Here is a 14306-nt window from a genome sequence, read left to right as displayed (position 1 = left end):
GGCCGCAGGGATGGTTGTGTTTAGCACAACCATCCACGCGGCCGTCGCATCTCCCGGTTTTAACCCTTAAGCTTGCGCGCGATATCGAGCGCGAAATAGGTCAGGACGCCGTCGGCGCCGGCGCGCTTGAAGGCCATCATCGATTCCATCATCACCTTGTCGTGATCGAGCCAGCCGTTCAGCGCGGCGGCCTTCAACATCGCGTATTCGCCCGACACCTGGTAGGCGTAGGTCGGCACCTTGAATTCATCTTTCACGCGGCGCACGATGTCCAGGTAAGGCATGCCCGGCTTGACCATCACCATGTCGGCGCCTTCAGCGATATCCAGCGCCACTTCGCGCAGGGCTTCGTCGGTGTTGGCCGGATCCATCTGGTAGGTGAACTTGTCGGCCTTGCCCAGCGCCGCTGCGGAACCGACCGCATCGCGGAACGGTCCGTAGAAGGCCGAGGCGTATTTTGCCGAGTAGGCCATGATGCGGGTGTGGATCAGGCCCTTGTCTTCCAGCGCCTTGCGCATCACGCCGATGCGGCCGTCCATCATGTCGGAAGGACCGACGATGTCGACGCCGGCTTCGGCCTGGGTCAGCGCCTGGCGCACCAGCATTTCGGTGGTCTCGTCGTTCAGGATCGAACCTTTTTCATCGACGGTGCCGTCCTGGCCGTGGCTGGTGTACGGGTCCAGCGCCACGTCGGTCATGATGCCCAGCTCGGGGAAGTTCTTCTTCAGCTCGCGCACGGCGCGCGGGATCAGGCCTTCCGGGTTGGTGGCTTCCACCCCGTCATTGGTTTTCAGCGACGGGTCGATATTCGGGAACAGCGACAGCACCGGGATGCCCAGCTTCACGCATTCCTCGGCCACCTTCAACAGGTTGTCGATCGAGATGCGGTCCACGCCCGGCATGGTGGTCACCGCTTCGCGGCGGTTGGCGCCTTCCACCACGAAGACCGGGTAGATCAGGTCGTCCACGGTGACGGTGTTCTCGCGCATCAGGGCGCGCGAAAACGGGTCGCGGCGCATGCGGCGCATGCGGATGGCTGGAAAATCAGGAGTGATCATTCTTCGCTTTCATCAGGAATGGGCGCTTGGTCGTCGTCGGCGAGGCCGGCCAGCTCTTCGATCCTGGCCGTCGCTTCCTCGATGCCGATGCGCTTCAGCGCGGAAAACAGTTGCACGGTGAAGGGGAAGCCTTCGCCGTCTTCATCGACGTAGCTGTCGAGCTTGGCCTTGGCCTGGCGCAGCACATTGATGGACTCGTTGCGGTTCAGCTTGTCGGCCTTGGTCAGGATGCAGTGGATCGGCTTGCCGGTCGGGGCGAACCATTCGATCATTTGCACGTCCAGCTCGGTGAACGGGCGGCGGGCGTCCATCATCAGCACCAGGGCTGCCAGTTGCTCGCGCTGCTGCACATAGTCGCCCAGCAGGCGCTGCCAGTGGTTCTTGGCGTCGCCCGACACTTCCGCATAGCCATAGCCTGGCAAGTCGGCGATCAGGCACTGGACCTCCTCCATCTTGACCGGGTCATGGCGGTGCATGGCGACGTGGGCGCCGCCGACCGAGAAGAAGTTGATGTGCTGCGTGCGGCCCGGGGTTTTTGAGGCGAAAGCCAGGCCCTTCTGGTTGCACAGGATGTTGATTGCGGTCGACTTGCCAGCATTGGAACGGCCCGCAAAGGCGATCTCTGGCACCGTCGTGCGCGGCAGGTCGCGCAGATGGTTAACGGTAGTGAAAAAACGGGCTTGCCAGAGTTTGGACATGGGGAAAGCAACAAAAAGAGGGCAAAAGTGCAGGAAAGCTATTGTACAATAAGGGGTTACGAATTGTTGCCATGCTATATTGGCCAATTCTTATACTACTCATTATTTACTTCTGTCCCAAGGTGTCTGAATGAATCGTGCGTTTTCGCCATTTGTAAAATCCTTGTTCGTCGCAATGCTGGCCGTTTCCGGCGTGGCCTCCGCTAATGAAGCGCATGCCCCGGCAGCAGCCAAGGTTGATCCAGCCAAAGGTGCGACCCTGTACGCTGAAGGTGACAACGCACGCGGCATTCCAGCCTGCGTATCCTGCCACGGCGCCAAGGGTGCCTCGACCATCACCGTCAATCCGAAGCTGGGCGGCCAGGGCGAAACCTACGTCTACAAGCAACTGGTGGCCTTCAGCGGCGATGCCCGCCCAGGCACCGTGATGACCGCCTTCGCCAAGGCACTGACCGACGAAGAGAAGAAGAACGTTGCTGCCTACCTGGCAACCGAGCCAAGCAAGGCCGGCGCTGCCAAGAACAAGGACACCGTCGAACTGGGCAAGAAGATCTACCGCGGCGGCATCGCTGAAAACCGCGTTCCGGCCTGCGCTTCCTGCCACGGTCCAGCCGGCGGCGGCATGCCAGCCATGTACCCGCGCGTAGGCGGCCAGCACCAGGACTACACCGCTGCCACCCTGAAAGCTTTCAAGGCCGGCACCCGCAAGTCCAGCCCTGAAATGCAAGCCATCGCTTACCGCATGTCCGACAAGGAAATCGAAGCGGTTGCCGACTACATGGCCGGCTTGAAGTAATTGCAATGCGCCGCCCAATGCAGGGCGGTTCTGGACATGAAAAGGGCGGCCGCGCAAGCAGGCTGCCCTTTTTTTGCGTATCCTCCTGATTTTTTCCCTGAGCAGCAATGAGCGACACCCCAAGCACCTCCGGAATCCAGCTGCGCAACCGGCGCGGCCCCCTGGCAGAGACGGTTGAGCTGCTGTCCTCGATGCGGTTTGCGATCGCGCTGTTCGTGGTGATCATCTTCGCCGCGATCATCGGCACCATCGTGCAGCAAAGCCAGCCGATGCCGAACTACATCAACCAGTTCGGCCCGTTCTGGTTCGAAGTGTTCAATAAGCTGGGGCTGTACGCGATTTACTCGTCGTGGTGGTTCGTGTCGATGTGCGGCTTGCTGGTGGTGTCGACCACCCTGTGCATTGTGCACAACACGCCGAAGATGCTGAAGGATATGCGTAGCTGGCGCGAGAAGGTACGCGAAGCTTCGCTCAACAATTTCCACCACAAGGCGCACTGGGAGTCGCCGCTGTCGCGCGAACAGCTGGCGGGCCAGACTGCCCAGCGCCTGGGCCATGCCGGCTACGGCACCAAGGTCATCGAGAAAGACGGCGCCATCCTGGTCTCGGCCAAGCGCGGCGCAGGCAACAAGTTCGGCTACATCTTCGCTCACAGCGCCATCGTCATCATCCTGATTGGCGGCATGCTCGACTCCGACCTGCCGATCCGCTTCCAGCAATGGATGTTCGGCAAGACCGCTTTCGGCGGCACTGGCCTGATCGCTGATATCCCGGCCCAACACCGCCTGGGCGTGCATAATCCAACTTACCGCGGCAATATCGCGCTGCCGGAAGGCACGGCCGGCAATACGGCCATCCTGCCGCGCCCGGATGGCGTGCTGCTGCAGGATTTGCCGTTCACCATCCAGCTCAAGAAATTCGACATCGATTTCTATAGCACTGGCATGCCCAAGTTGTTTGCCAGCCATGTGACCGTGCGTTCCAACGACAGCGGCAAGACCGTCGACGCGGTGGTCGAAGTCAACAAGCCGCTGATCTTTGAAGGCGTGGCGATCTACCAGTCGTCCTTCGAAGACGGCGGCAGCAAGCTGAAGCTGCTTGGCTACCCGATGAAGGGCAGCGCCACCACCACCTTCGGCCTGGACGGAGAGGTCAACGGCACCACCAAGCTGAACGACGAATACACGGTGGAATGGAGCGATTTCCGTCCCTTCAATGTGGAAAACATCAGCGGCCAGGACGCGCGCGCCGTCACCAAGGGCGAGAGCCTGAACGAGTCCTTCTCGCGCAGCCTGGACAAGCAGTTGGGCTCGGCCGCCAAGACAGCCCACAACAAGGACCTGAAAAACGTCGGCCCTTCCGTGCAGTACAAGCTGCGCGACAAGACCGGCCAGGCGCGCGAATACCAGAACTACATGCAGCCGGTGACCATCGAAGGCGATACCGTGTTCCTGGCCGGCGTGCGCGCCAACCCGTCCGACCCGTTCAGCTACCTGCGCATTCCTGCTGACGACGAACACAGCGTGCGCGAGTGGATGCGTCTGCGCGCCGCCCTGCAAGACCCGGCCCTGCGCCAGAAAGCCGCTGCCAGCTACGCGGCGCGCGCCATGCCGCAATCGAAGGCGGGCGATACCCTGCGCGGCCAGCTGGAAGCCTCCGCCCTGAAGGGCCTGGAGATCTTTGCCGGCGATACCAATGGCGCCGGCTTCTTCGCCATCAGCCGCTTCCTGGAGAAGGTGCCGCAAGCCGAGCAGACCAAGGCTGCCGAAATCTTCCTGAAGATTCTGAATGGCTCGATGTGGGAATTGTGGCAGGCCGCCCGCGCCCAGGACGGCAAGCCGGCCGCCGCGGCGGACGAAATCCATGGCCGTTTCCTGCAGCTGGCCACCAACGCGCTGTCGGACAGCTTCTTCTACGGCGCCCCGGTCTACCTGCAGCTCGATGAATTCACCGAGATCAAGGCCTCCGTGTTCCAGGTCACCCGTTCGCCGGGCAAGACCATTGTGTACCTCGGCTGCGTGCTGCTGGTGCTGGGCGTGTTCTCGATGTTCTATATTCGCGAACGCCGCGTCTGGGTCTGGATCAAGGATGGCGAAGGCGGTACCGAGGCCCTGATGGCCATGAGTACCCAGCGCAAGACGCTGGACTTCGAACAGGAATTTAAGGAACTCAAGGAAAAACTTCCGCAATCGGCGTAAGCTGTTGCCAAGTTTTGGAGAATCGCAAATGGAAGCAATACAAACTTATACCCAGCAACCCGGCTATTTCAAGCGCCTGAATGCGTTCGACTGGCTGTTTGCCCTGGTGCTGTTCGCCGGCGCGCTGTACGCCTTCAACCGTTTTGGCGCCTACATGGATATCTATGAGAAGGGCATCCTGCTGGCGTCGGCCCCCGTATTCTCTGCCCTGGGCTGGTACTGGAAGCCCGTGCGCTGGCTGATGCCGCTGTCGTTTGCGCTGGCGCTGTGGGCGGTCAGCCTGTACGGCGGCGAGCTGGCTGCGGCGGACCAGCGCTTCTTCCTCAAGTACATGCTGTCGAGCCAGTCGGCCATCCTGTGGATGAGCACGATGTTCGTCCTGTCCACCCTGTTCTACTGGGTCGGGCTGGTGGCGCGTTCCGATTTCGGCGGCGCGATCGGCTCCAGGCTGTGCTGGGCCGGCATCGTGCTGGGTGTGACCGGCATGCTGGTGCGCTGGTACGAGTCCTACCTGATCGGCTCCGACGTCGGCCACATCCCGATTTCCAACCTGTACGAAGTGTTCATCCTGTTCTCGCTGATCACGGCGATGTTCTACCAGTACTATGAAGCGCACTACAAGACCCGCGCCCTGGGCCCCTTCGTGCTGCTGGTGATTTCCGCCGCGGTCGGCTTCCTGCTGTGGTACACCGTGGCGCGCGGCGCTTCGGAGATCCAGCCGCTGGTACCGGCGCTGCAAAGCTGGTGGATGAAGATCCACGTACCGGCCAACTTCATCGGTTACGGCACGTTCGCGCTGGCGGCGATGGTGGCCTCGGCCTACCTGCTCAAGTCGCACGGCATGCTGGAAGACCGCCTGCCTTCGCTGGAAGTGCTGGATGACGTGATGTACAAGGCGATTTCGATCGGTTTCGCCTTCTTCACCATCGCCACCATCCTCGGCGCACTGTGGGCGGCGGAAGCCTGGGGCGGCTACTGGTCCTGGGATCCGAAGGAAACCTGGGCGCTCATCGTCTGGCTGAATTATGCGGCCTGGCTGCACATGCGCCTGATGTCGGGCCTGCGCGGCCGCCCTGCGGCATGGTGGGCCCTGGTCGGCCTGCTGGTCACCACCTTTGCTTTCCTGGGCGTGAACATGTTCCTCTCGGGCCTGCACTCCTACGGCAAGCTGTAAGCAGGGCATGGGGCGCGTCCTGCTTGGCCTGGCACTATCCATTCTCAGCGGGTGGATGGTGCTGGCCCTGGAGCCGGGCGGCAAGCAAATCCTCGCATGGAGCCCCTTCCTGGCTCCACCTCTAGCCATACTGGCTGTTCGCGGCGCCCGTGCACTGCAGTCGGGCATCCTGCTTCTGTCGTTCCTGCTCTTGCTGGCCGATGCGGTGGCAATCGGCTGGCAAGGCCATCCCGGCGAGGCCAGATTGCTCTGCTATGTGTTGCATGTCTGCTTTGCGGGCGCTTGCTTGCTGACCGTCCTGCTGGGCGCGGCATGGCGGCTCTTGCAGCGCTACTTTGATGCGCGCCTTGCTGGCCGCCCTAAGTAAGTTCTAATTGGCGGGACGGGATTCTGGTGTAAGGTTTAGCTATTACCACGCACCGTTCCTGGAGCTGCCATGTTGATCCTTCCATCCGAAATCACGCCGCGCGAAGTGTTCGAATCGCGCCGAAAATTCATCAAGCTGGCAGCCGCGGGCGCCATCCTTGGGCCCGAACTGGCTTTCGCGCAGGGCGGCGCCAAATTGTCCGCGCGCCCGAATCCCGCCTTCGCCGTGATGGAAAAGCAGACCTCGCGCAAGGACGCCACCAGCTACAACAACTTCTACGAGTTCGGCACCGACAAGTCCGACCCGGCGGAGAATGCACACACGCTGCGCACGCGTCCCTGGACGGTGCAGATCGAGGGCGAAGTCAAAAAGCCGATGACGCTGGACATCGACAGCCTGCTCAAGCTGGCGCCGCTGGAAGAGCGCATTTACCGCCTGCGTTGTGTGGAAGGCTGGTCGATGGTGATCCCGTGGGTCGGTTATTCCTTCTCCGAATTGATCAAGAAGGTCGAGCCGACCGGCAATGCCAAGTTCGTCGAATTCGTTACCCTGGCCGATCATCAGCAGATGCCGGGCGTGCGCAGCCGCGTGCTGGACTGGCCTTATGTCGAAGGTTTGCGCATCGACGAAGCCAACCACCCGCTGGCGCTGCTTACGCTGGGCATGTATGGCGACGTGCTGCCGAACCAGAACGGCGCGCCGGTACGCATGGTGGTGCCGTGGAAGTACGGCTTCAAATCCGCCAAGTCGATCGTGAAGATCCGCTTCGTGCGCGACATGCCGCGTACCTCCTGGAACAAGTCGGCGCCGAATGAATACGGCTTCTACTCGAACGTGAATCCGGAAGTCGACCACCCGCGCTGGTCGCAAGCGAGCGAGCGCCGTATCGGAGAAGACGGCTTCTTCACCAAGAAGCGCAAGACGCTGATGTTCAACGGCTATCCCGAAGTGGCATCGCTGTACACCGGCATGGATTTGAAGAAGTTCTACTGATGGCCTTTACTCCAACACCACGCCAGCTGACGGCAATCAAAAGCATCGCCTTCATGCTGGCGCTGGTGCCGTTCTTCGCCCTGGTTTACCTGGTTGCGACCGACCAGCTGGTCGAGCCGCTGCAATACATCACACGCAATACCGGCTCGTGGACCTTGTACTTCCTGTGCATCACACTGGCCGTCACGCCGCTGCGCCGCTTATCCGGCTGGAACTGGCTGCTCAAGTTGCGCCGCATGATGGGCTTGTACGCATTCTTTTACGCGCTGCTGCACTTCACCACCTTCCTGTGGTTCGATCACTTCTTCGACGTGCAGGAGATGCTGAAGGATGTCGTCAAGCGACCGTTCATTACCGTCGGCTTTACCGCCTTCGTGCTACTGGTGCCGCTGGCCGTGACCAGCACCAACGGCATGGTGCGTCGCCTGGGCGGCAAGCGCTGGCAGATGCTGCATAAGCTGGTGTACGTGATCGCGCCACTTGGCATCCTGCACTTCTGGTGGATGCGGGCGGGCAAGCACGACTTCAATAAGCCGATCCTGTTTGGGCTGATCGTGCTGGTGTTGCTGGGGATGCGCGCCTGGTGGGCGCGTGCTGGAAAACCGGTAACCCGGGGGCTGACCCAAGGGTCAGACCCCCGATGATCTTACGGATGGCGAAGCTGGTTGTGTGTTGTTGATCTTCGTCGAAAGTCAAAGGCGCACAACCCTGCCAAGGGCTGCTGCATAGAGTGGGTCTGACCCCTCGGGCCGGACCCGGGTTTACCGGTTTCTAGCGGATCACCGATTCCAGCGCGAACAGGTCGGCCGGATTTTCGCGCTGGCGCACGACATGGACTTTGCCGCCGTCGACGATCAGCTCCACGGCGCGGCCGCGGGTGTTGTAGTTGGAGGCCATCGTCATGCCGTAGGCGCCGGCGGTCTTCATCACCAGCAGGTCGCCGGCATCGACGCCCAGCTCGCGGTCGCGGGCCAGCCAGTCGCCGGATTCGCAGATCGGGCCGACCACGTCGAACATGGCGGCAACGGCTTCGGTGCGAACCACCGGCTGCATGTCCATCCAGGCCTGGTACATCGCAGGGCGCGCCATATCGTTCATGGCGGCGTCGACGATGCAGAAGTTCTTCTCTTCGCCGTGCTTGATGAATTCCACGCGGGTCAGCAGCACGCCGGCATTGCCGACGATGGAGCGGCCTGGCTCGAAGATCACCTTGATCGGTGCGCCGCCGTGCTTTTCGGCGCGCCAGGCGTCGATGCGCTTGAACAGGCGCGCCAGGTAGTCGCCCACCGGCACCGGTGCGCCGTCGCCGTAGTCGATGCCGAGGCCGCCGCCGATGTCCAGGTGGTGCAGGTGGATGCCTTCCGCGCCCAGGGCGTCGATCAGTTCAATCAGCTTGTCCAGCGCTTCCAGCAGCGGCGCGTCATCCAGCAGTTGGGAGCCGATGTGGCAGTCGATGCCCGACACGTCCAGGTGCGGCAGCCTGGCGGCGGTGCGATAGGTTTCCAGCGCGTCGTCGAAAGCCACGCCGAACTTGTTGGCTTTCAGGCCGGTGGCGATGTAGGGGTGGGTCTTGGCGTCCACGTTCGGATTTACGCGCAGCGAAATGCGCGCTTTCTTGCCCATGCTGCCTGCCACTTCATTCAGGCGGTGCAATTCGGGGATCGATTCGACGTTGAAGCACAGGATGTCGTGTTGCAGCGCCAGACGCATTTCTTCCACGCTTTTGCCGACGCCGGAGAAGATCACCTTCTTCGGGTCGCCGCCGGCGGCAATCACGCGCAGCAGTTCACCGCCGGACACGATGTCGAAGCCGGCGCCGCGGCGGGCCAGCAGGTCGAGGATCGCGAGGTTGGAGTTGGCCTTCATCGCATAGCACACCAGCGCATCGCGGCCGGCGCAGGCATTGGCGTAGGCGTCGAAGTTTTCGGTGAGCTGGGATTTGGAGTAGACGTAGGCCGGGGTGCCGTACTGTTCCGCGATGGAATCGAGCGCGACGCCTTCGGCGTGCAGCACGCCGTTCTGGTATTCGAAGTGGGACATAGGGTTACTGTTGGGATGCTGGTGGTGTGGACGGAACCGGAGCCTCCGGTGGCGCCACGCCCGGTCTTGCCTCGGCGGCGGGCTTGGCGGGACGCTTTGGCATGTAGAGTGGGCCGGTTTGGCCGCATCCGGCCAACAGGGCTGCCATTGTAAGGACAGCAAGTGCGATTGGGGACTTCACGATTAAAATAGGGGCTTGATAGGAATCTTGGAGTGTAGCATGACCGAATCGGAATTTTTGGACCTGGCCGAAGCAACCCTCGATGCGATCGAGGCTTCCCTGGACCGCCTGTGCGAGCAGGATATGGTGGACGTGGAGTGCAGCCGCAGCGGGAATGTGCTGGAAATCGAGTTCGTTGGCAACGGATCTAAGGTGATCATCAACTCGCAGGCGCCGATGCAGGAGCTGTGGGTGGCGGCGAGGTCGGGCGGCTTCCATTATCGCCAGGTGGACGGCAAGTGGACGGATACGCGCCGCGGGACGGAGTTGTTTGCGGCGCTGTCGGAGATTGTGACGGAGCAGGGTGGGGCGCCGGTGGTGGTGGCGCCTTAAAACCAGGCCTGCGGCAGCCGCGTATCGGTGTCTGACCCTCCGGGTCAGACACTGCACTGGCGGTTTTAGAACAGCTCGTTCTTGACGGCGTCCTTCTGCTTTTCCTCCGCCGGCGTGCCGCGGGTGGCACCCTCCAGGCTGTCGATCCCCACGCCCGGCGGGTTCTCCGCATAGTAATACTCGCCATCCTGGGCGATGATGCCCTGCGGAATCGGCCTTTCCTCAATCGGAATATTTTTCAGTGCTTTGCCCATGTAGCTGATCCAGATCGGCAGGGCCAGGCCGCCGCCGGTTTCCTTGTTGCCCAGGTTCTTCGGCTGGTCGAAGCCGATCCAGGCGATGCCCACCAGCTTGGCCTGGTAGCCGGCAAACCAGGCATCGATCGAATCATTGGTGGTGCCGGTCTTGCCCGCGATGTCCGGGCGTTTCAGCGACAGCGCGCGGGTCGCGGTACCGAAGCGCACCACGTCCTTCATCATCGAATCCATCAGGAAGGCATTGCGTTCGTCGATCACGCGGTTCTTTTCGTCGCCGGCCTTGTCCGGGTTGGCCTGCGACAGCACCTTGCCGTTGGAGTCGGTGACCTTGGCGATCAGGTAGGGCGAGATCTTGTAGCCGCCGTTGGCAAACACCGCGTAGGCGCCGGCCATCTGCATCGGCGTCACGCCGCCGGCGCCCAGGGCCAGCGTCAGGTATGGCGGGTTGCGCTCAGGGTCGAAGCCGAAGCGGGTGGTGTATTCCTGGCCGTACTTGGCGCCGATGCGGTGCAGGATGCGGATCGAGATCATGTTCTTCGACTTGGTCAGGCCGCGGCGCATGGTCATCGGGCCTTCGTACTTGCCGTCGTAGTTCTTCGGCTCCCAGGCCTGGCCGCCGGTCTGGCCGGCGTCGAAGGAGATCGGGGCGTCGTTGATCATGGTGCCCGGCGACAGGCCGCGCTCCAGCGAAGCTGAATAGATGAAAGGCTTGAACGAGGAGCCGGGCTGGCGCCAGGCCTGGGTCACGTGGTTGAACTTGTTGCGGTTGTAGTCGAAGCCGCCCACCATGGCCTTGATCGCGCCGTCTTCGGTACTGGCCGAGATGAAGGCCGATTCCACTTCCGGCATCTGGGTGATCAGCCAGTCCTTGTCGTCCTGCATGACGCGGATCACGGCGCCGCGGCGGATGCGCTTGTTCGGCGGGTTCTTGTCCGAAAGCCAGCTCTTGCCCATGGCCAGGCCATTGCCCTTGATGGTGATTTCCTCGCCGGAGGCGGTGACTGCCACCACCTTGTCGGCGGCGGCGCTCAATACCATGGCAGCCACGATATTGTCGCTGTCAGGATGTTCGGCCAGTTCGGTTTCCACGATTTCGTCGGCTTCCGACTTATTGGCCGGCAGGTCGACATAGGATTCCGGGCCGCGGTAGGCATGGCGCTTTTCGTATTCCATCACGCCGCTGCGCAGCGCCAGGTAGGCCGCGTCCTGGTCGGCCTTGGTAATCGTGGTGAAAACGTTCAGGCCGCGCGTGTAAGTCTCTTCCTTGAACTGTTCATATACGAGCTGGCGCGCCATTTCCGCAACATATTCGGCATGAACACCAAACGCGCTGCTGTCTGTTTTCACTTTTAACTGTTCATTCTTCGCCGTCTCATACTGTGCGGGCGTAATATAGCCAAGCTGGGCCATGCGTTGCAGGATGTACTGCTGGCGCACCTTGGCGCGCTTCGGGTTGACCACCGGGTTGTAGGCCGAAGGCGCTTTGGGCAGGCCGGCCAGCATGGCCGCTTCGGCCACGCTAATGTCTTTCAGGTTCTTGCCGAAATAGATTTGGGCGGCCGAAGAAAAGCCGTAGGCCCGCTGCCCCAGGTAGATCTGGTTCATGTAGACCTCCAGGATCTGGTCCTTGGTCAGGTTCTGCTCGATCTTCCAGGCCAGCAGCGCTTCATAGGCCTTGCGCTTGAACGTCTGCTCGCTGGAGAGGAAGAAGTTGCGCGCTACCTGCTGCGTGATGGTGGATGCCCCCTGGCGGGCGCCACCGGTTGCGTTGTGGACTGCGGCGCGCAGGATGCCCCAGTAGTCGACGCCGCCGTGTTCATAGAAGTTGCTGTCTTCAATTGCCAGCACTGCCTTCTTCATGACATCGGGGATGTCCTTGATATGCACCAGGTTGCGGCGCTCTTCGCCGAACTCGCCGAGCAGCACATTGTCGGCCGAGTAAATACGCAGCGGCATTTTCGGCCGGTAGTCGGTGATCGTATCGAGCGAGGGCAGGTTGGGGTAGGCCAGGGCCAGGCCGAACACGACCAGCAGCACGCCGGCCAGTATCAGGCCCAGCAAAGAAATCAGGGCCATCAGCAGAAAACCCTTCGGCGATTTTTTTGCCGTGGTCTCGTGGTTGTTTGCGGTCATATGCAGCTTCAGTAAGTTTTATGCAAGGCATTATAAATGAGGCCCCCAGCCCCTGAGCGCACGTGATATCCGGAAATATTGATTGTGAGCAACTAGGCAACTTAGTTTATTGATATGCCATTAATTGCAACATTAGGTGTGGCAAATCCCTCACAAAACATTAATGGTGCACTGGAGAAATACCTTTACATGGCGCTGACAATGTTGCTAGCATCTAATGTACTGTCTCATGTTTGCGGTCTAAACACGGGTTTTTAAACGAATTTGGATATGTAAATGTCTATGGAGTTGTCAGGAGTGCATCCATGTCATTGGACCTGAAAGCCCTGTTTGGCGGCGCGCAGGCCCCGCTAGTTGGCTTAGATATCAGCACCTCAAGTGTGCGCTTGGTGGAATTGTCCGATGCGGGCAAGGACGGCATGCGCCTCGAGCGGTGCGCCTCGGAGCCATTGCCGCGCGGCGCGGTTGCCGACGGCAATATTGAAAATATGGAGCAAGTGGTCGAGGCGGTACGCCGCCTGATCAAGAAAAGCGGCACGCGCGCCAAACATGTCGCGCTGGGCATGCCGCCTGCTTCCGTGATTACCAAGAAAATCGTGCTGCCCGCCGGTTTGTCGGAACAGCAGCTCGAAATGCAGGTCGAGTCCGAAGCTGCCCAGTACATTCCGTTTGCACTCGATGAGGTGAGCCTGGACTTCGACGTGATCGGGCCGGTTGCCAATTCGATTGAAGACATCGAGGTGATGCTGGCTGCAGCACGCCGCGAAAAAGTCGTCGACCGGGTGGCGATCGCCGAAGAGGCCGGCATGAAAGCGTCGGTGGTGGACGTCGAGTCCTACGCCGCGCGTGCTGCCCTGGACCACGTCACCTCCCAGCTGCCGAATGCCGGCGCCGGCCAGGTGATTGCGCTGTTCCAGATCGGTGCCGTGTCGACCCAGATTTCGGTGATGCTCGATGGCGCCACGATCTATGAACGCGAGCAGCCGTTCGGCGGCAATTCGCTGACCCAGGATATCGTGCGTTCCTACGGCCTGGCGTTCGAAGAGGCGGAAGCGCGCAAGAAGGCCGGCGACCTGCCGGAGAACTACCAGTCCGACGTGCTTGCACCTTGGCTGGAAGGCGCCGCGCTGGAAGTGACGCGGGCGATCCAGTTCTTCTTCACGTCGACGCCTTTTACCAAGATCGACCAGATTTTCCTGGCAGGCGGCTGCGCCGTGTTGCCGGGCTTGTTGGACATGATTGCCAGCCGCACCCGCATTTCCAGCGCCGTCATTTCGCCGTTCAAGGGCATGCAGCTTGCCTCCGGCGTGCGTGAACAGGCGCTGCGCAGCGATGCGCCGGCATACCTGGTGGCCTGTGGCCTTGCCATGCGGAGGTTCGGCTGATGATACGCATTAACCTTCTCCCGCACCGGGAAGAAAAACGCGCACTGCGCAAGAAGGCCTTCTATGCCCTGCTGGGTATCGGTTTTGGCGCGGGCGCGGCCATCGTTGTCATGGTGGGCGGCTATAACGCACGCGGCATTTCGATCCAGTCGCTGCGCAATGAGGAGCTGAAAGGCGCCATCGTTGAACTGGACAAGAAGATCGTGGAAATTTCCACGCTGCGCCAGGAAATCGATGCGCTGAAAGCGCGCCAGCAGGCCGTGGAAGACTTGCAGGCCGACCGCAACCAGCCGGTTTACCTGATGGATGAACTGGTCAAGCAGACCCCGCCTGGCGTGTTCCTGAAGACGGTCAAGCAGGAAGCGCAGAAAGTCACGCTGACCGGCAGTGCCCAGTCGCAGGAACGCGTGTCCGAGCTGCTGCGCAACCTGTCCGGCAATTCGCCATGGCTGGAGCGTCCGGACCTGGTGGAAGTCAAGGCTGGCACCATCGGCGGCAACAAGGATAAGGCAGGCGCAGGTGGCCGGCCTATCGTCGAATTCCAGCTCTCCGTCATGATCAAGCGTCCGCGCGAGAAGGACGAAAACCCGGACGGCAAGCCGGGCGCCAAACCTGGCGCCAAGCCGACTGCCGAAGCCAAGTCCTGAGAACATA

At 61.3% G+C, this 14306-nt stretch carries 14 protein-coding genes; 9 read left to right on the top strand and 5 right to left on the bottom strand.

Annotated elements, in window-relative coordinates:
• Positions 1 to 59: 59 nt before the first annotated feature.
• Complete coding sequence (hemB, locus tag ASD58_RS26195; RefSeq protein WP_057264702.1) at positions 60 to 1058, bottom strand: porphobilinogen synthase; 999 nt, start codon at positions 1056 to 1058, stop codon at positions 60 to 62.
• Positions 1055 to 1756, bottom strand: a complete 702-nt coding sequence (yihA, locus tag ASD58_RS26190; RefSeq protein ID WP_057264700.1) for a ribosome biogenesis GTP-binding protein YihA/YsxC — start codon at positions 1754 to 1756, stop codon at positions 1055 to 1057. The genes hemB and yihA overlap by 4 nt, the downstream gene beginning before the upstream one ends.
• A gap of 130 nt (positions 1757 to 1886) precedes the next feature.
• On the opposite strand from yihA, the gene ASD58_RS26185 reads away from it, so the two are divergent.
• The 6 genes from ASD58_RS26185 (at position 1887) to ASD58_RS26160 (ending at position 7928) form a co-directional block, all read left to right on the top strand.
• Entirely contained in the window at positions 1887 to 2552 is a 666-nt protein-coding gene (locus tag ASD58_RS26185) for a cytochrome c (RefSeq protein WP_057264698.1), read from the top strand.
• Positions 2553 to 2659: 107 nt separating this feature from the next.
• Complete coding sequence (locus ASD58_RS26180; protein ID WP_057264696.1) at positions 2660 to 4750, top strand: cytochrome c biogenesis protein ResB; 2091 nt, start codon at positions 2660 to 2662, stop codon at positions 4748 to 4750.
• Positions 4751 to 4778: 28 nt separating this feature from the next.
• On the top strand, positions 4779 to 5924 hold the full coding sequence (gene ccsB / locus ASD58_RS26175) for a c-type cytochrome biogenesis protein CcsB (RefSeq protein ID WP_057264694.1): 1146 nt from the start codon (positions 4779 to 4781) through the stop codon (positions 5922 to 5924).
• Between the two features lie 7 nt (positions 5925 to 5931).
• The gene (locus ASD58_RS26170) at positions 5932 to 6291 is read left to right on the top strand and encodes a hypothetical protein (protein ID WP_156401498.1); all 360 of its coding nucleotides are present in this window, start codon (positions 5932 to 5934) and stop codon (positions 6289 to 6291) included.
• 69 nt (positions 6292 to 6360) lie between these two features.
• The gene (msrP, locus tag ASD58_RS26165) at positions 6361 to 7284 is read left to right on the top strand and encodes a protein-methionine-sulfoxide reductase catalytic subunit MsrP (RefSeq protein WP_057264691.1); all 924 of its coding nucleotides are present in this window, start codon (positions 6361 to 6363) and stop codon (positions 7282 to 7284) included.
• Positions 7284 to 7928, top strand: a complete 645-nt coding sequence (locus ASD58_RS26160; protein WP_057264689.1) for a sulfite oxidase heme-binding subunit YedZ — start codon at positions 7284 to 7286, stop codon at positions 7926 to 7928. The genes msrP and ASD58_RS26160 overlap by 1 nt, the downstream gene beginning before the upstream one ends.
• 127 nt (positions 7929 to 8055) lie before the next feature.
• On the opposite strand, the gene lysA is transcribed toward ASD58_RS26160, so the two are convergent.
• Complete coding sequence (gene lysA, locus ASD58_RS26155; RefSeq protein WP_057264687.1) at positions 8056 to 9324, bottom strand: diaminopimelate decarboxylase; 1269 nt, start codon at positions 9322 to 9324, stop codon at positions 8056 to 8058.
• A gap of 4 nt (positions 9325 to 9328) precedes the next feature.
• Positions 9329 to 9472, bottom strand: a complete 144-nt coding sequence (locus ASD58_RS32970; RefSeq protein WP_082565690.1) for a lipoprotein — start codon at positions 9470 to 9472, stop codon at positions 9329 to 9331.
• A gap of 72 nt (positions 9473 to 9544) precedes the next feature.
• On the opposite strand from ASD58_RS32970, the gene cyaY reads away from it, so the two are divergent.
• Positions 9545 to 9877, top strand: a complete 333-nt coding sequence (gene cyaY, locus ASD58_RS26150; RefSeq protein ID WP_057264685.1) for an iron donor protein CyaY — start codon at positions 9545 to 9547, stop codon at positions 9875 to 9877.
• 65 nt (positions 9878 to 9942) lie between these two features.
• Here cyaY and ASD58_RS26145 read toward each other — a convergent pair whose 3' ends face one another.
• On the bottom strand, positions 9943 to 12210 hold the full coding sequence (locus tag ASD58_RS26145; protein WP_229210117.1) for a penicillin-binding protein 1A: 2268 nt from the start codon (positions 12208 to 12210) through the stop codon (positions 9943 to 9945).
• Positions 12211 to 12572: 362 nt separating this feature from the next.
• On the opposite strand from ASD58_RS26145, the gene ASD58_RS26140 reads away from it, so the two are divergent.
• Together ASD58_RS26140 and ASD58_RS26135 are read left to right on the top strand one after the other, a co-directional pair.
• Positions 12573 to 13652 (top strand): pilus assembly protein PilM, encoded by a 1080-nt coding sequence (locus tag ASD58_RS26140; RefSeq protein ID WP_057264682.1) that lies wholly within the window; start codon positions 12573 to 12575, stop codon positions 13650 to 13652.
• The gene (locus tag ASD58_RS26135; RefSeq protein WP_057264680.1) at positions 13652 to 14299 is read left to right on the top strand and encodes a PilN domain-containing protein; all 648 of its coding nucleotides are present in this window, start codon (positions 13652 to 13654) and stop codon (positions 14297 to 14299) included. Before ASD58_RS26140 ends, ASD58_RS26135 begins: the two co-directional genes overlap by 1 nt.
• Positions 14300 to 14306: the final 7 nt, after the last annotated feature.

Origin of the sequence: Duganella sp. Root1480D1 (genome assembly GCF_001427305.1) — a bacterium.
GTDB lineage: Bacteria > Pseudomonadota > Gammaproteobacteria > Burkholderiales > Burkholderiaceae_D > Rugamonas.
This window is presented reverse-complemented; position numbering and strand designations above follow the sequence as displayed.

Bases quoted from the DNA above. Each gene is read 5' to 3' on its own strand.
- hemB (WP_057264702.1), bottom strand. From the start codon at position 1,058: ATGATCACTCCTGATTTTCCAGCCATCCGCATGCGCCGCATGCGCCGC.
- yihA (WP_057264700.1), bottom strand. From the start codon at position 1,756: ATGTCCAAACTCTGGCAAGCCCGTTTTTTCACTACCGTTAACCATCTG.
- ASD58_RS26185 (WP_057264698.1), top strand. From the start codon at position 1,887: ATGAATCGTGCGTTTTCGCCATTTGTAAAATCCTTGTTCGTCGCAATG.
- ASD58_RS26180 (WP_057264696.1), top strand. From the start codon at position 2,660: ATGAGCGACACCCCAAGCACCTCCGGAATCCAGCTGCGCAACCGGCGC.
- ccsB (WP_057264694.1), top strand. From the start codon at position 4,779: ATGGAAGCAATACAAACTTATACCCAGCAACCCGGCTATTTCAAGCGC.
- ASD58_RS26170 (WP_156401498.1), top strand. From the start codon at position 5,932: ATGGGGCGCGTCCTGCTTGGCCTGGCACTATCCATTCTCAGCGGGTGG.
- msrP (WP_057264691.1), top strand. From the start codon at position 6,361: ATGTTGATCCTTCCATCCGAAATCACGCCGCGCGAAGTGTTCGAATCG.
- ASD58_RS26160 (WP_057264689.1), top strand. From the start codon at position 7,284: ATGGCCTTTACTCCAACACCACGCCAGCTGACGGCAATCAAAAGCATC.
- lysA (WP_057264687.1), bottom strand. From the start codon at position 9,324: ATGTCCCACTTCGAATACCAGAACGGCGTGCTGCACGCCGAAGGCGTC.
- ASD58_RS32970 (WP_082565690.1), bottom strand. From the start codon at position 9,472: ATGGCAGCCCTGTTGGCCGGATGCGGCCAAACCGGCCCACTCTACATG.
- cyaY (WP_057264685.1), top strand. From the start codon at position 9,545: ATGACCGAATCGGAATTTTTGGACCTGGCCGAAGCAACCCTCGATGCG.
- ASD58_RS26145 (WP_229210117.1), bottom strand. From the start codon at position 12,210: ATGGCCCTGATTTCTTTGCTGGGCCTGATACTGGCCGGCGTGCTGCTG.
- ASD58_RS26140 (WP_057264682.1), top strand. From the start codon at position 12,573: ATGTCATTGGACCTGAAAGCCCTGTTTGGCGGCGCGCAGGCCCCGCTA.
- ASD58_RS26135 (WP_057264680.1), top strand. From the start codon at position 13,652: ATGATACGCATTAACCTTCTCCCGCACCGGGAAGAAAAACGCGCACTG.